The sequence below is a fragment of the Arthrobacter sp. MW3 TE3886 genome (assembly GCF_041262145.1).
Lineage (GTDB): Bacteria > Actinomycetota > Actinomycetes > Actinomycetales > Micrococcaceae > Arthrobacter.
Window position 1 is genome coordinate 1632414 of sequence record NZ_JBGCAN010000001.1, and the last position, 17830, is coordinate 1650243.

A 17830-nucleotide genomic window follows, 5' to 3' on the forward strand; every position below is an offset into this window, starting at 1 on the left:
CGGCAGGCTGTCGCCGCATGCCCACGTCCGGCTGCGCTGGCGCGGCCTCAGGCGGACAGCACATCCTGCCGCTCCCGGATTTCGCCGCGAATCGCCTCCAGCACGGCACGGACCGGGGCCGAACGCAGCGCCTCGGGCCGGGCCACAGCCCAGATGGGCAGCTGGCGCTGGAAGTCGTCCGGCAGGACGGGCAGGAACCCCGGCCGGCCCGCCACGAGGAAATTGGGGAGCAGGCCTATCCCGGCGCCCCGCCGGACGGCCTCCAGCTGGGCGAAGACGCTTGTGGCCTGGAAGCTGGACCGCGGCACCGGCAGCTGCGTGGAACGGTGGCCCAGCTCGGCCACCTGGAGCGCCGATTCCACGTAGGAGACAAAGCCGTGCTGCCGGACGTCGTCGAGCGTTGCCGGAAGGCCGTGCTCCTGCGCATAGCCGGGACTGGCGTACAGCCTGAGGAAATAGTTGCTCAGGAAGATGGCGCGGGCGGTGGTGACCTCCATGTTGCCCACCACCACTTCCAGGTCCACGCCGGAGCGGTTTTGGCTTACCTTGCGGGTGGCGCTGAGCAGCTCGACGTTGAGCAGCGGATTCGCGCGCTGGAGCCGCACGAGGGCCGGGGCCAGAAATTCGGCGCCGAAGCCGTCCGGTGTGCTGATCCGGACCAGGCCGGAGACCACATCGCCGGAGCGGGCAATGCTGCTGGAGAGGGCACCGAGAGTGCCCTCGATGGCTTCCGCCGCCGCGACCGCCTGGCTGCCGAGTTCGGTCAGTTCCCAGCCGTGCGGGCTGCGTTCGAGCGTCCGGCCTCCGAGCTGCTTGTCCAGGGCAAGGACGCGGCGGGAAATGGTGGTGTGGGTGGTGCCGAGCGTCTCCGCCACGGCGTTGAACCGGCCCAGCCGTGCCACGGTCAGCAGGATCAGCAGGTCATCGGGGCTCGGAAGCCGGCGCAAGTCCACTCATGTCCCCTTTGCAGCGAGTGTGGCGGATGAGGAAGCCAGAGCCATGAATGTGCATCTGTGCACATGGCATCTGTGATTTTTTACCTTGATTGCACTCTAACAGGATGTGATGGTGGACACCGGGGCGTCGGGGTTTCGGCTTTCAGGCCGGAGCGTCTAGGTGCCCGGTAGCACATCAAGCAAAGGAGCTTAAGCCATGGCAGTCATCGCCTGGATCGGACTTGGAAACATGGGCGGATCCATGTCCGTCAACCTCTCAAACGCCGGACACGAGGTCCGCGGCTTCGACCTCAACAGCGCAGCCCTCGCCGCCGCCGAGGCCGGAGGAGTCAAGGCCGCCGGCAGCATCGCCGAGGCCGTCGCCGGCGCCGACGTCGTCTTCACCATGCTCCCCAAGGGTGAGCACGCCCGCGCCGTGTACCTCGGCGAGGACGGCGTCCTTGCCCACGCGGACACCCGGACCCTCCTGGTGGATTCCTCCACCATCGACATCGCCTCCGCGCAGGCCCTGCACGACGCCGCCGCTGCCGCCGGCTTCCGCTTCGTCGACGCTCCCGTCTCCGGCGGCATGAGCGGCGCGAAGGCCGCCACTTTGACGTTCATGATCGGCGGCGAGCCCGGCGCCGTCGCCGACGCTACCGAATATATCCGCCCCATGGCCGCGAACATCATCCCCACCGGCGGCGCCACCACCGGCCAGGCCGCGAAGATCTGCAACAACCTCATGCTCTTCATCAACCTCGCCTCCACCGCCGAGGGCGCGGTCCTCGCCGACCGCCTCGGCCTGGACAAGCAGGTCTTCTGGGACATTGCGTCGGTCTCCTCCGGCGACAGCTGGGCGCTGCGCACCTGGTACCCCGTGGCCGGCGTTGTGCCCACCGCGGCATCCAACAACGACTTTGCCCCGACGTTCACCACCGAACTCGCCAACAAGGACATCGGCCTGGCCATCAGCGCCGCGCGGGACACCGGCACCCCGCTGGAACTCGGCGAGCACGTCCAGCAGCTCTTCCAGCGCCTCATCGACTCCGGCCAGTCCGGCCAGGACTGCTCGATGATCGTCAAGCTCGTCGACGGCACCCTCGAGTCCGCCAACTAGCCCTTCACGGCCCTCCCCTTCACGAAAGAGACCCACCCATGGAACGCATTCCGCACTTCATCAACGGCGCCCTGATTTCCGACGCCGAGCGCTTCGGCCCCGTGTTCAACCCGGCCACCGGCGAGCAGGAGAAAGAGGTCGCCCTGGCCTCCGCCGCCCGCGTCGAGGAGGCCGTCGAGGCCGCCCGCGCCGCCCTGCCCGGCTGGCGAGCCACAAGCCTGGCCCGGCGCACCGCCATCTTCTTCAAGGTCCGTGAACTGCTCATGCAGCGCCGGCCCGAACTCGCGGCCCTGCTTACCAGTGAGCACGGCAAGGTCCTCTCGGACGCGGAAGGGGAAATCACCCGAGGCCTGGAGAACATCGAATTCGCCACCGGGCTCTCCCACATGCTCAAAGGCGAGCGCTCCGAGCAGGTCTCCGGCGGCGTCGATGTCCACTCGGTCCGCCAGCCGGTCGGCGTCGTCGCCTGCATCACGCCGTTCAACTTCCCCGCCATGGTGCCGCTGTGGATGATCGGCAGCGCCCTGGCCTGCGGAAACACCGTGCTGCTCAAGCCGAGCGAGAAGGACCCGTCCTCCGCCGTCTTCATCGCCCAGGTCTTCGCCGAGGCCGGCCTGCCGGCCGGCGTGCTCAACGTGGTCCACGGCGACAAGGAAGCCGTGGACGTCCTGCTGGAACACCCGGCGGTCAAGGCCGTCAGCTTTGTCGGCTCCACGCCGATCGCGCAGTCCATCTACAAGCGCGCCGCCGATCACGGCAAGCGCGTCCAGGCCCTGGGAGGTGCGAAGAACCACATGGTGGTCCTGCCGGACGCGGACCTCAACATGGCCGCGGACGCCGCCGTCTCGGCCGCCTACGGCTCCGCCGGGGAGCGCTGCATGGCGGTCAGCGTCCTCGTCGCCGTCGGCAGCATCGCCGACGACCTCGTGGAGGCGATCAGCACCCGCATGGCTGCCCTCACGATCGGCCCGGGCACGGACCCGGCCTCCCAGATGGGCCCGCTCATCACGGCCGAGCACCGCGACAAGGTGGCCTCCTACGTTGCCGGCGCGGCCAACGAGGGCGCGACTGTGGTGGTGGACGGCCGCGAGCACGAATTCGACTCCAACGGCTTCTTCATTGGCGTCAGCCTGATCGACCACGTCAAGCCCGGGATGAAGGTCTACGACGACGAGATCTTCGGCCCCGTCCTCTCGGTGGTCCGCGTCGAGACCTACGCCGACGCCGTGAAGCTGGTCAACGACAACGAGTTCGGCAACGGCGTGGCCATCTTCACCCGCGACGGCGGCGCCGCCCGGCAGTTCGAGTTCGACGTCGAGGCCGGCATGGTGGGCGTCAACGTGCCCATCCCGGTGCCGGTGGGCACCTTCTCCTTCGGCGGCTGGAAGAATTCGCTCTTCGGCGACACCCACATGTATGGGCCCGAAAGCATCCGCTTCTACACCCGCGGCAAGGTGGTCACCACCCGCTGGCCGGACCCGTCCACCTCGGTGATCGACCTCGGCTTCCCCCAGGTCGACTGACGCCTCACCCCTTCCAAGCAACGAGGGGTCACTTCGCGCCCATCCGACACCGGATCATGGGCCGTAAGTGACCCCGCGTTGCTTTAGGGGCGGGGATTAGAGTAGGCAGGCAGGGACAGCCACGATCCGGGAGGCACCATGACCACGCTCGTCAACCGCCCCAACACGGCACTGCTCGTCGTCGATATGCAGGTCGGCGTCGTCGCGGAGGCCTACCGCCGCGACGACGTCGTCGCGACCATCGCCGCCCTCGTGGACAAGGCGCGCGGTACCGGGGTGGAGGTCGTCTGGGTCCAGCACAGCGGCGAGGACCTGCCGCGCGGCAGCGACGGCTGGCAGTATGTGCCGGAGCTCGTGCGCCGCGGTTCGGAGCCGCTCGTGGCCAAGGAATACAGCGACGCCTTCGAGGGCACCGACCTGGAGTCCGTACTGGCCGGGCGGGGCATCGGCCGCGTCTTCCTGGCCGGCGCGCAGACCGACGAGTGCATCCGCTCGACCCTGCACGGCGCGATCACCCGCGGCTACGACGTCACGCTGGTCGCGGACGCCCACACCACCGAGGACCTGACCGATTATGGCGCGCCGCCGCCGGCACTGGTGGTGGCCCACACCAATCTGTACTGGCAATACCACAAAGCGCCGGGGCGGACGGCGGGAACGGTCAACGCGGCCGACGTCAACTTCGCCGGCACTGCATGATCCTAGCCCTTCATGATTTCGGCGCGCTGGGCCATGTAGTCCTCCATGGACAGCTTGCCGTCGGTGTACTGCTGGTCGAGTTCGGCCAGCTTGCGGGCCCGGTAGCCCTGCCCGGCCGACGGCGGCGGCGGGGGAGTCTGCGGCGCCTGCGGCTGTCCCGCGCCTGGCGCCGGTTCATGCCGTTGCGGTTGCGGCGGGTTGTTCAAGTACTCGGGGCTGTCCTCATACGGGACGGGGGACTGGTAACCGGCCGGGTTCGGGTACTGCTGGCCGGGATACGGCTGGTTCGGGAACGGCTGGTCGGGGAACCGGGGACTGGGGTGCTGCGGGTACTCCGCGTTGGGGTACTGCGGGTTGGGGTACTGCGGGTTGGGGTACGGCTCGTTGGCCGGGCCCGACTGCTTCGGGGCGCCCAGCTGGCCAAAGCCGCCGAAGTAGTCCTGCTGGGTGTAGCCGTCCCGCGGCTGGTTGCTCTGGCCGGGGTTGTTCTGGCTGCCGGGGAACCTGCCGAACTGTCCCGGCGTGCCCTGGTTCCGGCCGCGGGCAGACCTGCGGTAGAGGCGCATCGCCACGGGAACCAGGAACGACAACACGATGATCCAGAAGAACATACTGCTCACGGTACTGGGCCTTTCAGCTGCTGGGCCTTCTCATCTGCGGGCTCATCGGTAGGGCCGGAGAAGTGTTCCTCCAGCTTATGCCCCGCAGGCTTAGGACCGCAGCCTCAGGATCGTACGGGGTCCTCGGCGCCGGGCGGGCCTTCGCCGGAGCCAAGCGGAACGCCGGGACCGAACACCGGGCCGGCCAGCGGCCGCTTGGCCGTCATGCCGTCGCCGGAGGAGCGGTGCCGCAGCCGCCGCACCACCCAGGGGACAAAATACTCCCTGGCCCACACCAGGTCCCCGCTGCGCGCCTCGCGCCAACTGCGCTGTGGCAGCGGTTTGGGGGAGAGGGGCTGGAGGGTGTGCTCGACGTTGAGCGAATCCAGCACCATGGCCGCGATCGTGTGGTGGCCCAGCGGTGAGAAATGCAGCCGGTCGACGTCCCACATCTGCGGGTCATTGAGCTGGCGCAGCGACCACATGTCCGCGATCACGGCGTCGTGGCGGGCGGCGATCGTGCGCAGGTTCTCGTTGTAGATGGCCACCTTGCTGCGGATCCGGCCCAGCACCGTGGAGCCGGTATCCGGGCCGTTGAACAGGACGACTGTGGCGCCGCCCAGGCTGAGGATCTGCACCACCGAGTCCAGCTTTTCGGCCAGCACGTCCGGATCGCCGCCGGGGCGGATGAGGTCGTTGCCGCCTGCGGAGAGCGTGATGAGGTCCGGTTTGAGGGACAGGCAGTGCGCCATTTGCTGGTCCACGATCTGCTGCAGGAGCCGGCCGCGGACGGCCAGGTTGGCGTAAGCGAAGTCGTTGTGCCCACGGCTGAGTTCTTCGGCCACGCGGTCTGCCCAGCCCCGGTGGCCGCCCGGACTGGCTGGTTCCGGGTCGCCGATGCCCTCCGTGAAAGAGTCGCCCATCGCCACATAGCGGGTCCAGGGGTGGGTGACGGTGTCTGCGGCGGCGGCTGAGGTGCCCGGTGAATTTTCCATGGGATCGGTATTGCTCACCCCCTTATCCTGCACCGTTCCCGATAAGCTGCGCCACCGTCAGTTGTTACCGACGGGTAACTGTAAGAATAGTTCCATGACTCACGCTGACGCCTTCCCCGCCCCTGTCGTCCAATGGTCCCAGCCGGAGCAGGAACGGGCCGGCAAGCCGCTTCTTGTCCTGCTGCATGGCTACGGCGCCAACGAACAGGATCTGCTCAGCCTGGCGGAAATGCTCCCGCAGGACTTCGCGGTGGCCTCGTTGCGCGCCCCGATCGCCATGGGTCCGGGCTTCACCTGGTTCCCGCTGACAGCGTCCATTGACTATTCGCTCGACGCCGTCAAGGGCGCCGCAGCGTATGTCCAGGACTGGCTCGACGGCGTCAAAGCCAACCACCCGTCGGTGACACTGCTGGGATTCTCGATGGGCATGGCCATGGCCACCACGTTGTTGCGGCAGCGCCCGGCGGACTTTGCCGCCGTCGTCGGCCTGTCCGGGTTTGTCGTCGACGCCGGTGACGACCCCAGCTTCCGCGACGGCGAACTGGACGGCACTGTGCCGCTGTTCTGGGGCCGGGACCAGCAGGACCCCGTGATCACCGAGGACAAGATCGACTACACCATCGGCTGGGTCCGCAAGCATGTGAAGCTCACCAAAGTCCTCTACACGGGCATGTGGCACGGCATCAACCAGCAGGAAATCGGTCACGTCTCGGAGTTCCTCACGCACGTGGTGCTCAACTCCAAGAAGTAGCCGCGCCGTAGAAACAGCCGCACCGGAGAAGCAGCCGCACCGGAGAAGCGGGCGGCGGGCTAGGCGGCCGGGGGCGCGCTGATCCGCACGGTCCGGCCGTTCACGGTGACGGTGTCGCCGTCGTGCAGCTGGCGGCCGCGGCGCTCATCGATTTCGCCGTTGACCTTCACCAGCCCGTTCTTGACCAGCTCCGCGGCCTCCACGCCGTCCTCCACCAGATTCGCAAGTTTCAGCAGCTGGCCCAGCCGGATCATGCTGTCGCGGATGGTGATGTCTTCGAATTCCGGATTGCTCATACAAGCAATGATGCCTGACCTAAGGTGACACCAATGACCCACACCCCCCGTCTCCCGCTGATCGTCGGCCTGCCCATGGCCGTCGCAACCGGGCTGTTCATCCCGATCCAGGGCCGGATCAACGGTGCGCTCGGGGTGGCGCTGGGGGACGGAATCGGTGCCGCCGTCGTCAGCTTCAGCACCGGACTGGCCGTCATGGTGGCCATTTCCCTGGCATTGCCCCGGGGCCGGGCCGGGCTGGCGCGGATCCTGCCGGCCGTGCGCGAACGGCAGTTTCCGCCGTACTACGTCCTGGCCGGCTGCATCGGCGCCCTCTTCGTCTTCGCCCAGTCCTTCACCGTGGGACTGCTCGGCGTCGCCCTCTTCACGGTGGCCGCCGTGACGGGGCAGACCCTCAGCGGCCTGCTGGTGGACCGGATGGGGATCGGACCGGCGGGAAAGAGGCCCATTACCGGCATCCGGGTGCTCGGCAGTGGGCTCACCGTCGCCGCCGTCGCCTGGGCGGTGTCGCCCAGGTTCAGCGCCGGGGAATCCGGGCTGCAGCTGCTGGTTCCCGTGCTGCTTCCGCTCCTGGCCGGGTTCCTGATGAGTTTCCAGCAGGCCATGAACGGCACGGCCACCGTGCACTACGGCACCCCCATCGCCGCGACACTGGTGAACTTCATCGCCGGGGCGGCACTGCTGTGGGTGGCGTGGCTGATCAAACTTGCCGTGGCCGGGGCCGGCAACCCCCTCCCGGCGCAGTGGTGGTACTACCTCGGCGGCCCGCTCGGCTGCATCTTCATCGGCATCGGCGCCCTCCTGGTCCGCAGCCTGGGCGTGCTGGTCACCGGCCTCGGGATGATCGCCGGCCAGCTGTTGGGGTCCCTCGGGCTGGACCTGATACTGCCGGTACCCGGAACGGTGATCACCCTCCCGACAGTCCTCGGCACCGTCCTGACGCTCGGCGCCATCGTCCTGGCCACCCTGCCCTGGCCCAAGGGCGCGCTGAAGCGGTAGCGGGCCGGTAGGCTTGGAGTTTACATCGCACTGTTCGTACCGCTTTGTTCGTATCGCACTGTTTGCATTGCTTTGTTCGTCTTGCACTGTTCGTACCGCTTTGTTCGTATCGTCCCGGCCGGCAACCAGCCGGCGTCCCGGGGCCAACACCACGGACCGCACCCAGCGGCCCTGTAGAAAATTGGAGTTCCCATGGCAGCAAAATCCGTCCTCGACCAGATCATTTCCCTCGCCAAGCGCCGGGGATTCGTTTTCCAGGCCGGTGAAATCTATGGTGGCTCCCGTTCTGCCTGGGACTACGGGCCGCTCGGCGCCGAGCTCAAGGAAAACATCAAGCGCCAGTGGTGGCAGTCCGTGGTCCGCGGCCGCGAAGACGTCGTAGGCCTGGATTCCTCCGTCATCCTTCCCCGCCAGGTCTGGGAGGCCTCCGGCCACGTGGATGTGTTCTCCGACCCGCTGGTGGAGTGCCTGTCCTGCCACAAGCGCTACCGCGCGGACCACCTCGAAGAAGAGTACGAGGAGAAGAAGGGCCGTCCCGCCGAGAACGGCCTCAAGGACATCGCCTGCGCCAACTGCGGCACCCGCGGCCAGTGGACTGAGCCGCACGAATTCTCCGGGCTGCTCAAGACCTACCTTGGCCCCGTCGCCAGCGAAGAAGGCCTGCACTACCTGCGGCCCGAGACGGCCCAGGGCATCTTCGTGAACTTCGGCAACGTCCTGACCACCTCGCGGAAGAAGCCGCCTTTCGGCATCGGCCAGATCGGCAAGTCCTTCCGCAACGAGATCACGCCTGGCAACTTCATCTTCCGCACCCGTGAGTTCGAGCAGATGGAGATGGAATTCTTCGTCGAGCCCGGCACCGACGAGCAGTGGCACGAGTACTGGATGAAGGAACGCATGTCCTGGTACACGGGCCTGGGCATCCGCGAAGAGAACCTGCGCTTCTTCGAGCACCCGCTGGACAAGCTCAGCCACTACTCCAAGGGCACCACGGACATCGAATACCGTTTCGGTTTCCAGGGCTCGGAGTGGGGCGAGCTCGAGGGCATCGCCAACCGCACCGACTTTGACCTCTCCACCCACGCCAAGGCCTCCGGCGCGGACCTTAGCTACTTCAACCAGGCCACCAACGAACGCTACACCCCGTACGTGATCGAGCCCGCCGCCGGCCTCACCCGCTCGTTCATGGCCTTCATGATCGATGCCTACACCGAGGACGAGGCCCCCAACGCCAAGGGCGGGGTGGACATCCGCACCGTGCTCAAGCTCGATCCGCGCCTGGCGCCGGTGAAGGCGGCCGTGCTGCCGCTGAGCCGCAACGAGGACCTGTCCCCGAAAGCCAAGGACCTCGCAGCGCAGCTGCGCAAGAGCTGGAACATCGAGTTCGACGACGCCGGCGCCATCGGCCGCCGCTACCGCCGCCAGGACGAGATCGGCACACCGTTCTGCATCACCGTGGACTTCGACACGCTCGAGGACCAGGCCGTTACCATCCGCGAACGCGACACCATGAGCCAGGAACGCGTCTCCCTGGACAAGGTGGAGGGTTACCTGGCCGCACGGCTGATCGGCGCCTGATCATGGCCATCGCATACCGGGAATGGCGGGAGGGCGACGACCTCGCGCTGCTGGAAATCTGGGGCGGCCCTGAGACCGTCCAGGCCGGACAGTTCCGCGGCACGCTGGCGCCCTCGGGGAACTCGCCGTGGCGCCGCTGCATCGTGGCCGAGGACGTCGTGGACGGTGTCGCCATTCCCGTGGCGGCCGCCGTGGTCCACGAGGCCTCGCTGCACCCGGAACGGCTCTGGGCGTATGTCGAGGTCGCCCGGGACCACCGCCGCGCCGGCCTCGGGTCCACGCTGCTGACCATGCTGCGGCACGAGGCCGCCCAGGCGCCGTCGGGCGTGTCCAGACTGCGCTGCAAAGTGGAGCCGGGCACCCCCGGGGCGGCGTTTGCCGAGGCCGCGGGCCTGGCCCCGATCCAGCGTTCTCGCCTCGTCGTCGTTGACCCGGCACCGCTCAAGCTGCCGGTGTTCGGCGACGGGTCGGAGTCCGCGGCCACCGACCAGGTCGAAGACCTGGCCACAGGCTCGGTGGAGCTCAGCGACGTCGTGGGACGCTACTACACCGCCGTGCACGGCTGGGACAGCCCGGGGGAGTTGAGCGTCGCCGCGGTGCAGCGCCTGTTCCTCGATGACCTCAGCGGCGCCCACGGAGCGATCGTGCTGCGGGCGCCCAAGGCCAGCGCCTTCGGCCACGGCATCGCGGCCAGCCGCAAGGGCCGGCTGGAGGGGTTCGCCATCAGCTACGCGGCGGCAACTCCGGGGGCCGACGGCGGCGCCGATGCTGCCGGCGCCGGCGCCGGCGGCTCGGCCGGGCCCACTGAGGTTTTCCTCGGGCACGAACCCAAGCTCGGCGCGGACGAAGCCCGGGCCGCCGTCCGGGACCTCCTGGCCCTGATCGCTTACCAGCACCCGGTGATGCTCGAACTGGACGACGCAATGACCGCCCTGCGCACCGTCGTCGAACCGCTGCTCGAGAGCGGCAAGGCCCACGTCCAGGGCTCGGAAACGCTCGTGGTCTCCGACCCGGCCTAGGCTTCACCCCGACTGACCCGCAGCTGTGGCCGTATAAAGCTTGATAACGGCCGCAGCTGCGGGTCAGTCTGCGTTAAGACCCAGTTGTTGGGGGCGCAGTTATTTGGGCATCACCGGCGGCACGAAGTCGAAGGTCATGCCCAGCAGCCAGACAAGCAGCAGGACCACTGGCAGGTGGAAGACGAACTGCAGGAAGGTGAAGCCCACCAGGTCCCGGGCGCGCAGGCGCAGCACCGCAAGCAGCGGCAGCATGAAGAACGGGTTGACCAGGTTCGGCAGCGCCTCGGCGATGTTGTAGATCTGCACGGTCCAGCCGAGGTTCATCTGCACGTCGGTGGCTGACTGCATCACGTAGGGCGCCTCCACCAGCCATTTTCCGCCGCCGGAGGGGACCAGGATGCCCAGTACGGCCGTGTACAGGGCAATGACGACGGCGAAGCCGCCGCCGCTGCCGATGTCCGAGAAGAACGCCGCGAGGTGCGTGGAGAGGCTCATGCCGCCGGCTCCCGTGGCCTTGGTCAGGATGGCCGCCATCGCCGCGTACAGCGGGAACTGCACGAGGATGCCCGCGGTGGCCGGGACGGCCTTCGTGACGGCCTGCAGGAAGTTCCGCGGCGTCCCGTGCAGGACCAGGCCCAGGATGAGGAACACCAGCAGGTAGCCGTTGAGGCTGCTGACCACGCTGAGGAACGGCTTGGTGAGGAACTGCGAGACGAGCCAGCCGAGCGTGAGGACGCCGGCCAGGATCGGCAGGACCCGGCTGTATTCGAGCCATTCGCCCGGCCGGGAACGCGGCGCGGACTCGGCCGGCTCATCGTCCAGGTCCACGCCCAGGTCCTCTGCGGTGCGGATCGAGCCGCCCTGGGGTGCGGAGAAGTGCGCAATCACCGTGGTCAGGGCCATCAGGATGGCCAGCGTCAGCAGCGACTGCCAGGTGAAGATCGTGGTGCCGAAGTCCAGGATGCCCGTGATTTTCAGCAGCGCCGGCGGCAGCGACGCGGCCGTGGCCTGCAGCTGCGCGGCAGAGGAGGACAGCCCCAGGGCCCAGACGGCGCCGAGGCCCATGAAGGCCGCCGCGCCCAGGGCGCGGTAATCCACCGTCAGGTCCTTGCGGCGGGCGATCGCGCGGGCCAGCAGCCCGCCAAAGATCAGGCTGAGCCCCCAGTTGAGGAAGGACACGGACATGGCCAGCACGGCCACGAAGCTCACGGCGCTTCGAGCGGTTGACGGCACGAGGGCCAGTCTGTTGATTAGCCCCGCGACGGGCGGGGAGGTGGCTACGACGTAGCCGGTGAGGACCACCATGGCCATCTGCAGGGTAAAGGCCGTCAGGTCCCAGAAGCCGTTGCCGAACGAGTCGGCGATCGCCTGGGGCGTGGCGCCGATGGCCAAGGCGGCCACCGCGATGATGACGACGCCGGCGAGGGCGAAGATGTAGGCGTCCGGGAACCACCGCTCCGTCCACGCCGCCATTCGTTGGGCTATCCGGGCGAGACCGCGTTCTTCGGTTTCGCTCTTGGTCACGACTGTGCTTGCCACAGGTGTCCCTCTCCATTGAGTGCTTTTTGTACCCCATGGAGTTTAGTCAAGACGATAGCGGAAGTAGGGCTTATCGGCGCCGGGCACCCGCGCGCCGGGGGCCGTCGGCCTCGTCGAGCCGGCGTCGTTCCTCCTCCGTCGGGGCGCCGCCGCCGAGACCGGCCGGCATCCACCAGGCCCCGGGGGCCGGTTGCAGGGGGAAGTCGGCAATGCCGGCGTCGATCCCGTCCTGCAGCGTCTTGGCCAGGCACGCCGTCGCCGTCCGGGCGTCGTCGGCCGGGTCCGGGAGCGAGCCGGGAAGGATCGGCTCGCCGACGTGGATGCGGACCGGGGCGCGCCACGCGCGCCGCGGCGAGAAGGCATGGTGGCGGGTCATCAGCCGGTGGGCGCCCCAGATGGAGACCGGGATGATCGGCACGCCGGCCTCGGCGGCCATCCGCACCGCACCGGTCTTGCATTCGCGCACCGTGAAGCTGCGGCTCACGCCGGCCTCGGGCAGGACGGCGACGTATTCGCCCTCCCTCAGCCGGGCGACGGCGGCGTCGTAGGCGTGTGCTCCCGACCCGTAACCGACCACCACATGCCCGGCGGCGCTGACCGCGGGGCCGGCAAACCAGTGGTCGGCGGCGCCCTGCGTGACGAGGAAACGCAGCTGGGCCCGGCTGTGCCACCACAGCAGCATCTCGGCAAAGGCAAAGTCGAGGTAGCCGAAATGCGTGATCGCGACGACGGCGCCCCGGCCGGGCACCACCGGACGCGACGGGGCGCGGGTGGATGCGCCGCGTGGTGATGCGCCGGGCGGCCCGGGTGGCGGCAGATGCTCCCGGCCCGTGACGAGGACACGGATCCGGAACAGCCAGCGCAGCGCCAGCCCGGTGCGGACGATGAAACGGTAGAACCGGTCGCTGGGCTCCGGCCGCCACTTCACGGGCCGCCAGCCCAGCCCATGCCGGGCACCTCCCGGGCCCCGCATGTCAGTGCCCGCCCACCCGCCGCCGGGGCGGCCAGGGCAGGAAGCCGGAGGTGGATTCGATGTATTCCCTGTAACCGGGACGGGCGGACATTGCCTTTTCCGTCAGCGGCTTCCCGGTCTTGCCGGCAAGAGTCCAGATCATCAGGGCGGGGGAGAGGATGGTCAGGACCCCCGGCCAGGAATCGGCGGCCACGAGGAAGAGCCCTGCCCAGACGGCGGCGTCGCCGAAATAGTTGGGGTGGCGGGTGTAGCGCCACAGGCCGGTGTTGAGGACGGTGCCGCGCCTGGCGGGATCGGCCTTGAACTGCGCCAGTTGCCAGTCGCCGACCGTCTCGAACACGAAGCCCAGGATCCAGAGCAGGACGCCGGCGACGGCCAGCCAGCCCAGGCCTCCCGTGGCGAACATGCCGACCTGGATGGTGAGTGAGACGAAGAACATCACCAGTCCCTGGGGCAGGTAAACCCGCCGCAGGGCATAGACGTTGCGTGATCCGGGCGCCGCGGAAAGCATGTCCACATAGCGCGGGTCCTCGTGGCCGCCGCGCGCGCGTGCCCCGATGTGGACGGCGAGGCGGATGCCCCACACCGCGACCAGGGCGAGCAGCAGCAGCCGCCTGCCGGCGTCGCCGTATCCGGCGGAAAGCCCCCAGGAGATGCCGGCCACCACCACGAAGCCAAGGCCCCAGACGGTGTCGATGACCGAGTGCCGGTTTTGCCGCACGGCAACCGCGAAGGTCACTCCCAGCAGCAGCACGAGTCCCGCGATGACCCATGGCAGGCTGGCCAGGAAAGCGTCGAGCGGGAACGGCGGCATCACAACACCACCGGCATACGTGTTCCGGCTGCCGGCGGGGCGCTGCCGAGGGCGCCGCGCAATGCGTCCCTGGCGCCGGAGATCTCGGCGCCCGTTGCCTCGCCAAAGGCATCCAGGACGTAGCCGTTCGCCAGCACGTTCCACAGCGCCAGCCGGCGGACCATGAAGTGGCCGGCAGCCTTGAGCGAGACGTAGTCAACGGACGCGGCGACGCCCTCGGCGCGCCGGGCATAGTCCAGGGATTTCGCCGGGCTGGTCCAGCGGTCCTCGGTCCCGTGGACGATCAGGACCCGGCGGCCTGCGATAGGCTGGACCGAGGTTTTGTGATTGAGCCACGGGGCGAGCGCGACGACGGCCTCGACCTGCGGGGCGTCGGCCACGCACAGCGCCGTGAGACCGCCCATGGAGTGGCCCAGCAGGTACACCGGCACGCCGGGATGTTCCTGGTTGATCCGGGCGAGCGCCCAGCGGGCATCGTGAACGGGGGACATGTCCTCCCCGTTCCAGCCGCGGTACCGGTTGCGCAGGGTCCACACGGCCAGCCCATGCGGGCCGCCCTGCCTGTGAAGCGCCCGGGCGAAAGGCACCATCCGGGCCGGGCTCAGGTGCCGGCCGCGGACGGCGTCATAACTGTCGGCCCGCCCGCCGTGCAGGATCAACGCGACTCCGCGGGTCTCCCCGGCGGCTTCGGCGATGGTCAGCACGGCTTTGGCGGCAGGCCCGGAACGGCCCGCCTCCGGCTCGCGGTCGTCGAGTTTGCGCATAGCCACGTATGTGTCCTTCCGGTCCTTCGTCCGTCAATTACCAACCATAGGTTGCGGCCCTCTCCCGTCAAGACAGGTGGTCCCCTAGTGTGCATTCGGAGCCGGCGCTCCCGGTGATGGGTGCGGCTTGCCGTGAACCCTTGACGTGGGAATCCGGTAAGAGTAGGCATGTGCAGGTAAACCTCCGGGCGCCACGCCGGCTGGGAGCGCAGAGGACCGTCCGGTCGAATCTCACGACGAAATCGACGGTATAGAAAATGAACGGAACACAGTTCGATAGCCTGCGCGGGCAAGTCCGCGGACAGATCATCACGCCCGGCGACGCCGGCTACGACGCGGCACGTGCGGTCTTCAACGGCATGATCGATAAGAGGCCGGCAGCGGTGGCCCAGGTATCCCAGGTGGCCGATGTCATCTCGTGCGTCAACTTTGCCCGGGACAACTCCCTGGACTTGGCGGTCCGCGGTGGAGGACACAGCGCCCCGGGCTTTGGCACGTGGGATGACGCCCTGGTCATCGACTTCTCCAACATGACCGGCGTCCGGGTCGATCCCGCAGCCGCGACGGCGCGCGCGGAGGCGGGTGCGACGTGGGCCGACTTCAACCACGCGACCCATGCCTTCGGGCTGGCAACTCCTGGCGGCATTGTCGGCTCGACCGGCATCGCCGGGCTGACCCTCGGCGGCGGCATCGGGTACCTGAGCCGCAAGTACGGCCTCAGCTGCGACAACCTCCTCTCCGCCGACGTCGTCACAGCCGAGGGCAAGTTCCTTACCGCCAGCGAAAGCGAGAACGAGGACCTGTTCTGGGCGTTGCGCGGCGGCGGCGGGAACTTCGGCGTCGTGACGTCGTTCGAGTACAGGATGCACCCCGTGGACATGGTCCACGCCGGCATCATCATTTACCCCATCGAGCATGCTGAGACGGTGGCAAGGTTCTACCGGGACCACATGGCCAGCGCGCCCGAAGAGTTTGGCGCGTTCCTGGGCTTCCACCAAGGTCCGCCAGTTCCGTTCCTACCCGAGGAGTGGCACGGCAAACCGGTGTGCGTCGTCGTCGGCATGTGGACCGGCGATCCGGCGGAAGGTCCGGCACGCTGGCAGCCGTTCCTGGACGCCGCGCCGGCGGCGGGATCCATGGTGGGGTCGATGCCGTACCCCGCCTTGAACACGGCTTTCGACCCGCTGCAGCCCCCCGGCATGCAGGCCTACTGGAAAGCGGATTTTCTGGCCGAGCTCAACGACGGCGCCATCGCCGCGCACATCGAACACGGCAGCAAGGTCCCCAGTGTGCAGACCGCGGTACACCTCTACCCCATCGATGGTGCGGTCCAGCGGGTGGGCGCCACGGACACGGCGTTCGCCAACCGGAACGTGAAGTTCTCGCCCGTGATCGCGGCGCAGTGGCTGGACCCCGCGGAAAACGAGGCAAACATCGCGTGGGTACGGGACTACGCGGCCGCCCTGCGGCCCTATTCGGCTCCCGGCGGCTACATCAACTTCATGGACGGGGATGATCTGCCCAGGATTGCGGAGAACTACGGGGAGAACTACAAGCGGCTGAGGGAGGTCAAGGCCAAGTACGATCCGCAGAACCTCTTCCACGTCAACCAGAACATCGAGCCGGCGTAAGCGCGGCGCCATCGGTCCGGGGCTGCCCCGCCCACGCCGTAGAGTTTTCGGCATGAGGTTGAACTGCTGATGGGCGCCGGACACTCGCACTCCCACAACGAACATCCGGAGCCCACGCCTCAAATGCTGGCGGCGCGGAAGAAGGCCAACTGGATCCTGGCTGCCATCCTGATCCCGCTGACGCTGCTGACCCTGGCGGCCATGGCCTTCATGTGGCCGTCCGGGAGCAAGGAAGGCATCACGCTGGCCAGCCCGTACGCGGCGGCCCCGGGTGTGACGTTTGATACCGGCAAGATCCAGCGGGTCGTCGTCGGCAGCTGTTCGGATGTCCAGGCCGGCGGCGACGCCGCGGCCCAGCAGGGCGCCCCCGGTTCCGGCGCCGCGCCGCAGCCCCCGAACGCGGGCTCGCAATGCACGTTCGCCTACACCGAGCCGGACAAGGGCGGCAACCCGGTGAAGGTGGTCATCAACCCTGACGTCGCGAAGTCCCACGGCGTGAAGCCCGGGGACAACATCCGCTACCTGAACCTCTCGAAGGTGCAGGGAGCCGCGGGCCAGGGTGCGCCGGCCTACGTCTTCGTCGACTTTGTCCGGACACTGCCCATCATCTTCCTGGCCGTGCTCTACGCCGTCGTCGTGATCGCCGTGGCGCGCTGGCGCGGCCTGCGGGCCCTGATCGGACTTGTCGGCGCCTACGTCGTCCTTGTCTCATTCATGCTGCCCGGGCTGGTCGAGGGCAAGCCGCCGCTGCTGCTGGCGCTCGTGGGATCCACGGTGATCATGATCGGGGTGCTCTACTTCGCCCACGGCTTCTCCGCCCGCACGTCGACGGCGCTGCTCGGGACGATGTTCGGCCTCGCCATCACAGCGCTGCTGGCGGCCTGGGCCACCGACGCCGCCAACCTCGCCGGTGTGGGCAGCCACGACGCTGCCACACTGACCAACATCTCGGACAACATCTCGATCTCCGGCATCATCCTGTGCGGACTGATCATTTCCGGGCTGGGCGTGCTCAACGACGTCACCATCACGCAGTCTTCGGCCGTCTGGGAACTGTGGGAACTCGCCCCCGAAACCAGCGCCCGGCAGCTCTTCACGTCCGCCATGCGGATCGGCCGGGACCACATCGCCTCCACCGTCTACACCATCGCGTTTGCTTACGCCGGTGCGGCCCTGCCGGTGCTGATCCTGGTCATGCTCTACGAGCGGCCGCTCGGGGACGCCCTGACCAGCGCCGAGCTCTCCGAGGAAGTCATCCGCACCCTCGTCGGCTCCGTGGGACTCGTCCTGGCCGTGCCGGTCACCACCCTCATCGCTGTGCTGGTGGTCAAGGCCACCGGCATCAGGGGCGGTGTGGTGGCACGGGTCGCATCGGAAAGGACTCAGCCGGAAGGGGCCGGGCCGGGTCGGACGCAACCGGAACGGGGCCGGCCGGAACGGATCGGGCCAGACGCGGGCGGACCGGATTGGGGCGGGGACGAATCGGGCGGGTCCGAACCGGGCGGGTCCGACGGCGCCGGTGCTGCCACGCGCCGCGGGCGGCGGGCCGCACTGCGCGGCTGACGGGGATCTGCCGGCTCCCGAACGCTGCCGCA

General features: G+C 68.4%; 17 protein-coding genes. 9 read left to right on the forward strand and 8 right to left on the reverse strand.

Annotated features, from left to right (window positions below; genetic code table 11):
• Window positions 1–47: 47 nt before the first annotated feature.
• A complete protein-coding gene (locus ABH915_RS07375) occupies window positions 48–947 on the reverse strand; it encodes a LysR substrate-binding domain-containing protein (RefSeq protein ID WP_018774578.1) in 900 nt (299 codons plus the stop codon).
• Window positions 948–1152: 205 nt separating this feature from the next.
• Between ABH915_RS07375 and mmsB the strand changes: the two genes are divergently transcribed.
• The 3 genes from mmsB to ABH915_RS07390 all read left to right on the forward strand — a co-directional run bounded on the left by mmsB (window position 1153) and on the right by ABH915_RS07390 (window position 4277).
• Window positions 1153–2055 carry a 3-hydroxyisobutyrate dehydrogenase gene (gene mmsB, locus ABH915_RS07380; protein WP_018774577.1) on the forward strand — a complete coding sequence of 301 codons (903 nt, stop codon included), beginning with the start codon at window positions 1153–1155 and terminating at the stop codon, window positions 2053–2055.
• A gap of 38 nt (window positions 2056–2093) precedes the next feature.
• Window positions 2094–3578 carry a CoA-acylating methylmalonate-semialdehyde dehydrogenase gene (locus ABH915_RS07385; RefSeq protein ID WP_018774576.1) on the forward strand — a complete coding sequence of 495 codons (1485 nt, stop codon included), beginning with the start codon at window positions 2094–2096 and terminating at the stop codon, window positions 3576–3578.
• 138 nt (window positions 3579–3716) lie between these two features.
• Complete coding sequence (locus tag ABH915_RS07390) at window positions 3717–4277, forward strand: isochorismatase family protein (protein ID WP_370119461.1); 561 nt, start codon at window positions 3717–3719, stop codon at window positions 4275–4277.
• 2 nt (window positions 4278–4279) lie between these two features.
• Here the strand turns inward: ABH915_RS07390 and ABH915_RS07395 are convergent, their stop codons facing one another.
• The gene (locus ABH915_RS07395) at window positions 4280–4888 is read right to left on the reverse strand and encodes a hypothetical protein (protein WP_370124961.1); all 609 of its coding nucleotides are present in this window, start codon (window positions 4886–4888) and stop codon (window positions 4280–4282) included.
• A gap of 113 nt (window positions 4889–5001) precedes the next feature.
• The gene (locus tag ABH915_RS07400; RefSeq protein ID WP_370124962.1) at window positions 5002–5871 is read right to left on the reverse strand and encodes an SGNH/GDSL hydrolase family protein; all 870 of its coding nucleotides are present in this window, start codon (window positions 5869–5871) and stop codon (window positions 5002–5004) included.
• A gap of 94 nt (window positions 5872–5965) precedes the next feature.
• Here ABH915_RS07400 and ABH915_RS07405 point away from each other — a divergent pair, with 94 nt between their 5' ends.
• Window positions 5966–6622: an alpha/beta hydrolase gene (locus ABH915_RS07405; protein WP_018774573.1), complete on the forward strand. Its 657-nt coding sequence runs from the start codon at window positions 5966–5968 to the stop codon at window positions 6620–6622.
• A gap of 59 nt (window positions 6623–6681) precedes the next feature.
• On the opposite strand, the gene ABH915_RS07410 is transcribed toward ABH915_RS07405, so the two are convergent.
• Complete coding sequence (locus ABH915_RS07410) at window positions 6682–6918, reverse strand: RNA-binding S4 domain-containing protein (RefSeq protein WP_370119465.1); 237 nt, start codon at window positions 6916–6918, stop codon at window positions 6682–6684.
• A 33-nt stretch (window positions 6919–6951) separates the two neighbouring features.
• On the opposite strand from ABH915_RS07410, the gene ABH915_RS07415 reads away from it, so the two are divergent.
• From ABH915_RS07415 to ABH915_RS07425, 3 genes are all read left to right on the forward strand, one after another.
• Window positions 6952–7917 (forward strand): DMT family transporter, encoded by a 966-nt coding sequence (locus ABH915_RS07415; RefSeq protein WP_370119468.1) that lies wholly within the window; start codon window positions 6952–6954, stop codon window positions 7915–7917.
• Between the two features lie 192 nt (window positions 7918–8109).
• Window positions 8110–9495, forward strand: coding sequence for a glycine--tRNA ligase (locus ABH915_RS07420; RefSeq protein WP_018774570.1), 1386 nt, complete (start codon window positions 8110–8112; stop codon window positions 9493–9495).
• A 2-nt stretch (window positions 9496–9497) separates the two neighbouring features.
• Window positions 9498–10514 carry a GNAT family N-acetyltransferase gene (locus ABH915_RS07425; RefSeq protein WP_370119471.1) on the forward strand — a complete coding sequence of 339 codons (1017 nt, stop codon included), beginning with the start codon at window positions 9498–9500 and terminating at the stop codon, window positions 10512–10514.
• A 99-nt stretch (window positions 10515–10613) separates the two neighbouring features.
• Here ABH915_RS07425 and ABH915_RS07430 read toward each other — a convergent pair whose 3' ends face one another.
• The 4 genes from ABH915_RS07430 to ABH915_RS07445 all read right to left on the reverse strand — a co-directional run bounded on the left by ABH915_RS07430 (window position 10614) and on the right by ABH915_RS07445 (window position 14604).
• Window positions 10614–12053 (reverse strand): short-chain fatty acid transporter, encoded by a 1440-nt coding sequence (locus tag ABH915_RS07430; RefSeq protein ID WP_370119474.1) that lies wholly within the window; start codon window positions 12051–12053, stop codon window positions 10614–10616.
• Between the two features lie 70 nt (window positions 12054–12123).
• Window positions 12124–12981, reverse strand: coding sequence for a lysophospholipid acyltransferase family protein (locus ABH915_RS07435; RefSeq protein WP_370119477.1), 858 nt, complete (start codon window positions 12979–12981; stop codon window positions 12124–12126).
• 46 nt (window positions 12982–13027) lie between these two features.
• Complete coding sequence (locus ABH915_RS07440) at window positions 13028–13840, reverse strand: DUF1295 domain-containing protein (protein ID WP_370119480.1); 813 nt, start codon at window positions 13838–13840, stop codon at window positions 13028–13030.
• Window positions 13840–14604 (reverse strand): alpha/beta hydrolase, encoded by a 765-nt coding sequence (locus ABH915_RS07445; RefSeq protein ID WP_370124963.1) that lies wholly within the window; start codon window positions 14602–14604, stop codon window positions 13840–13842. The genes ABH915_RS07440 and ABH915_RS07445 overlap by 1 nt, the downstream gene beginning before the upstream one ends.
• 257 nt (window positions 14605–14861) lie before the next feature.
• Between ABH915_RS07445 and ABH915_RS07450 the strand changes: the two genes are divergently transcribed.
• On the forward strand, window positions 14862–16235 hold the full coding sequence (locus tag ABH915_RS07450) for an FAD-binding oxidoreductase (protein WP_370119483.1): 1374 nt from the start codon (window positions 14862–14864) through the stop codon (window positions 16233–16235).
• A 69-nt stretch (window positions 16236–16304) separates the two neighbouring features.
• The gene (locus ABH915_RS07455; RefSeq protein ID WP_370119485.1) at window positions 16305–17798 is read left to right on the forward strand and encodes a YibE/F family protein; all 1494 of its coding nucleotides are present in this window, start codon (window positions 16305–16307) and stop codon (window positions 17796–17798) included.
• Window positions 17799–17830 lie beyond the last annotated feature (32 nt).

Excerpts from the sequence above, each read along its gene's own strand:
- ABH915_RS07410 (WP_370119465.1), bottom strand. The coding sequence starts at position 6,918 with ATGAGCAATCCGGAATTCGAAGACATCACCATCCGCGACAGCATGATC.
- ABH915_RS07455 (WP_370119485.1), top strand. The coding sequence starts at position 16,305 with ATGGGCGCCGGACACTCGCACTCCCACAACGAACATCCGGAGCCCACG.
- mmsB (WP_018774577.1), top strand. The coding sequence starts at position 1,153 with ATGGCAGTCATCGCCTGGATCGGACTTGGAAACATGGGCGGATCCATG.
- ABH915_RS07400 (WP_370124962.1), bottom strand. The coding sequence starts at position 5,871 with ATGGAAAATTCACCGGGCACCTCAGCCGCCGCCGCAGACACCGTCACC.
- ABH915_RS07405 (WP_018774573.1), top strand. The coding sequence starts at position 5,966 with ATGACTCACGCTGACGCCTTCCCCGCCCCTGTCGTCCAATGGTCCCAG.
- ABH915_RS07415 (WP_370119468.1), top strand. The coding sequence starts at position 6,952 with ATGACCCACACCCCCCGTCTCCCGCTGATCGTCGGCCTGCCCATGGCC.
- ABH915_RS07425 (WP_370119471.1), top strand. The coding sequence starts at position 9,498 with ATGGCCATCGCATACCGGGAATGGCGGGAGGGCGACGACCTCGCGCTG.
- ABH915_RS07450 (WP_370119483.1), top strand. The coding sequence starts at position 14,862 with ATGAACGGAACACAGTTCGATAGCCTGCGCGGGCAAGTCCGCGGACAG.
- ABH915_RS07445 (WP_370124963.1), bottom strand. The coding sequence starts at position 14,604 with ATGCGCAAACTCGACGACCGCGAGCCGGAGGCGGGCCGTTCCGGGCCT.
- ABH915_RS07440 (WP_370119480.1), bottom strand. The coding sequence starts at position 13,840 with ATGCCGCCGTTCCCGCTCGACGCTTTCCTGGCCAGCCTGCCATGGGTC.
- ABH915_RS07395 (WP_370124961.1), bottom strand. The coding sequence starts at position 4,888 with ATGTTCTTCTGGATCATCGTGTTGTCGTTCCTGGTTCCCGTGGCGATG.
- ABH915_RS07385 (WP_018774576.1), top strand. The coding sequence starts at position 2,094 with ATGGAACGCATTCCGCACTTCATCAACGGCGCCCTGATTTCCGACGCC.
- ABH915_RS07420 (WP_018774570.1), top strand. The coding sequence starts at position 8,110 with ATGGCAGCAAAATCCGTCCTCGACCAGATCATTTCCCTCGCCAAGCGC.
- ABH915_RS07390 (WP_370119461.1), top strand. The coding sequence starts at position 3,717 with ATGACCACGCTCGTCAACCGCCCCAACACGGCACTGCTCGTCGTCGAT.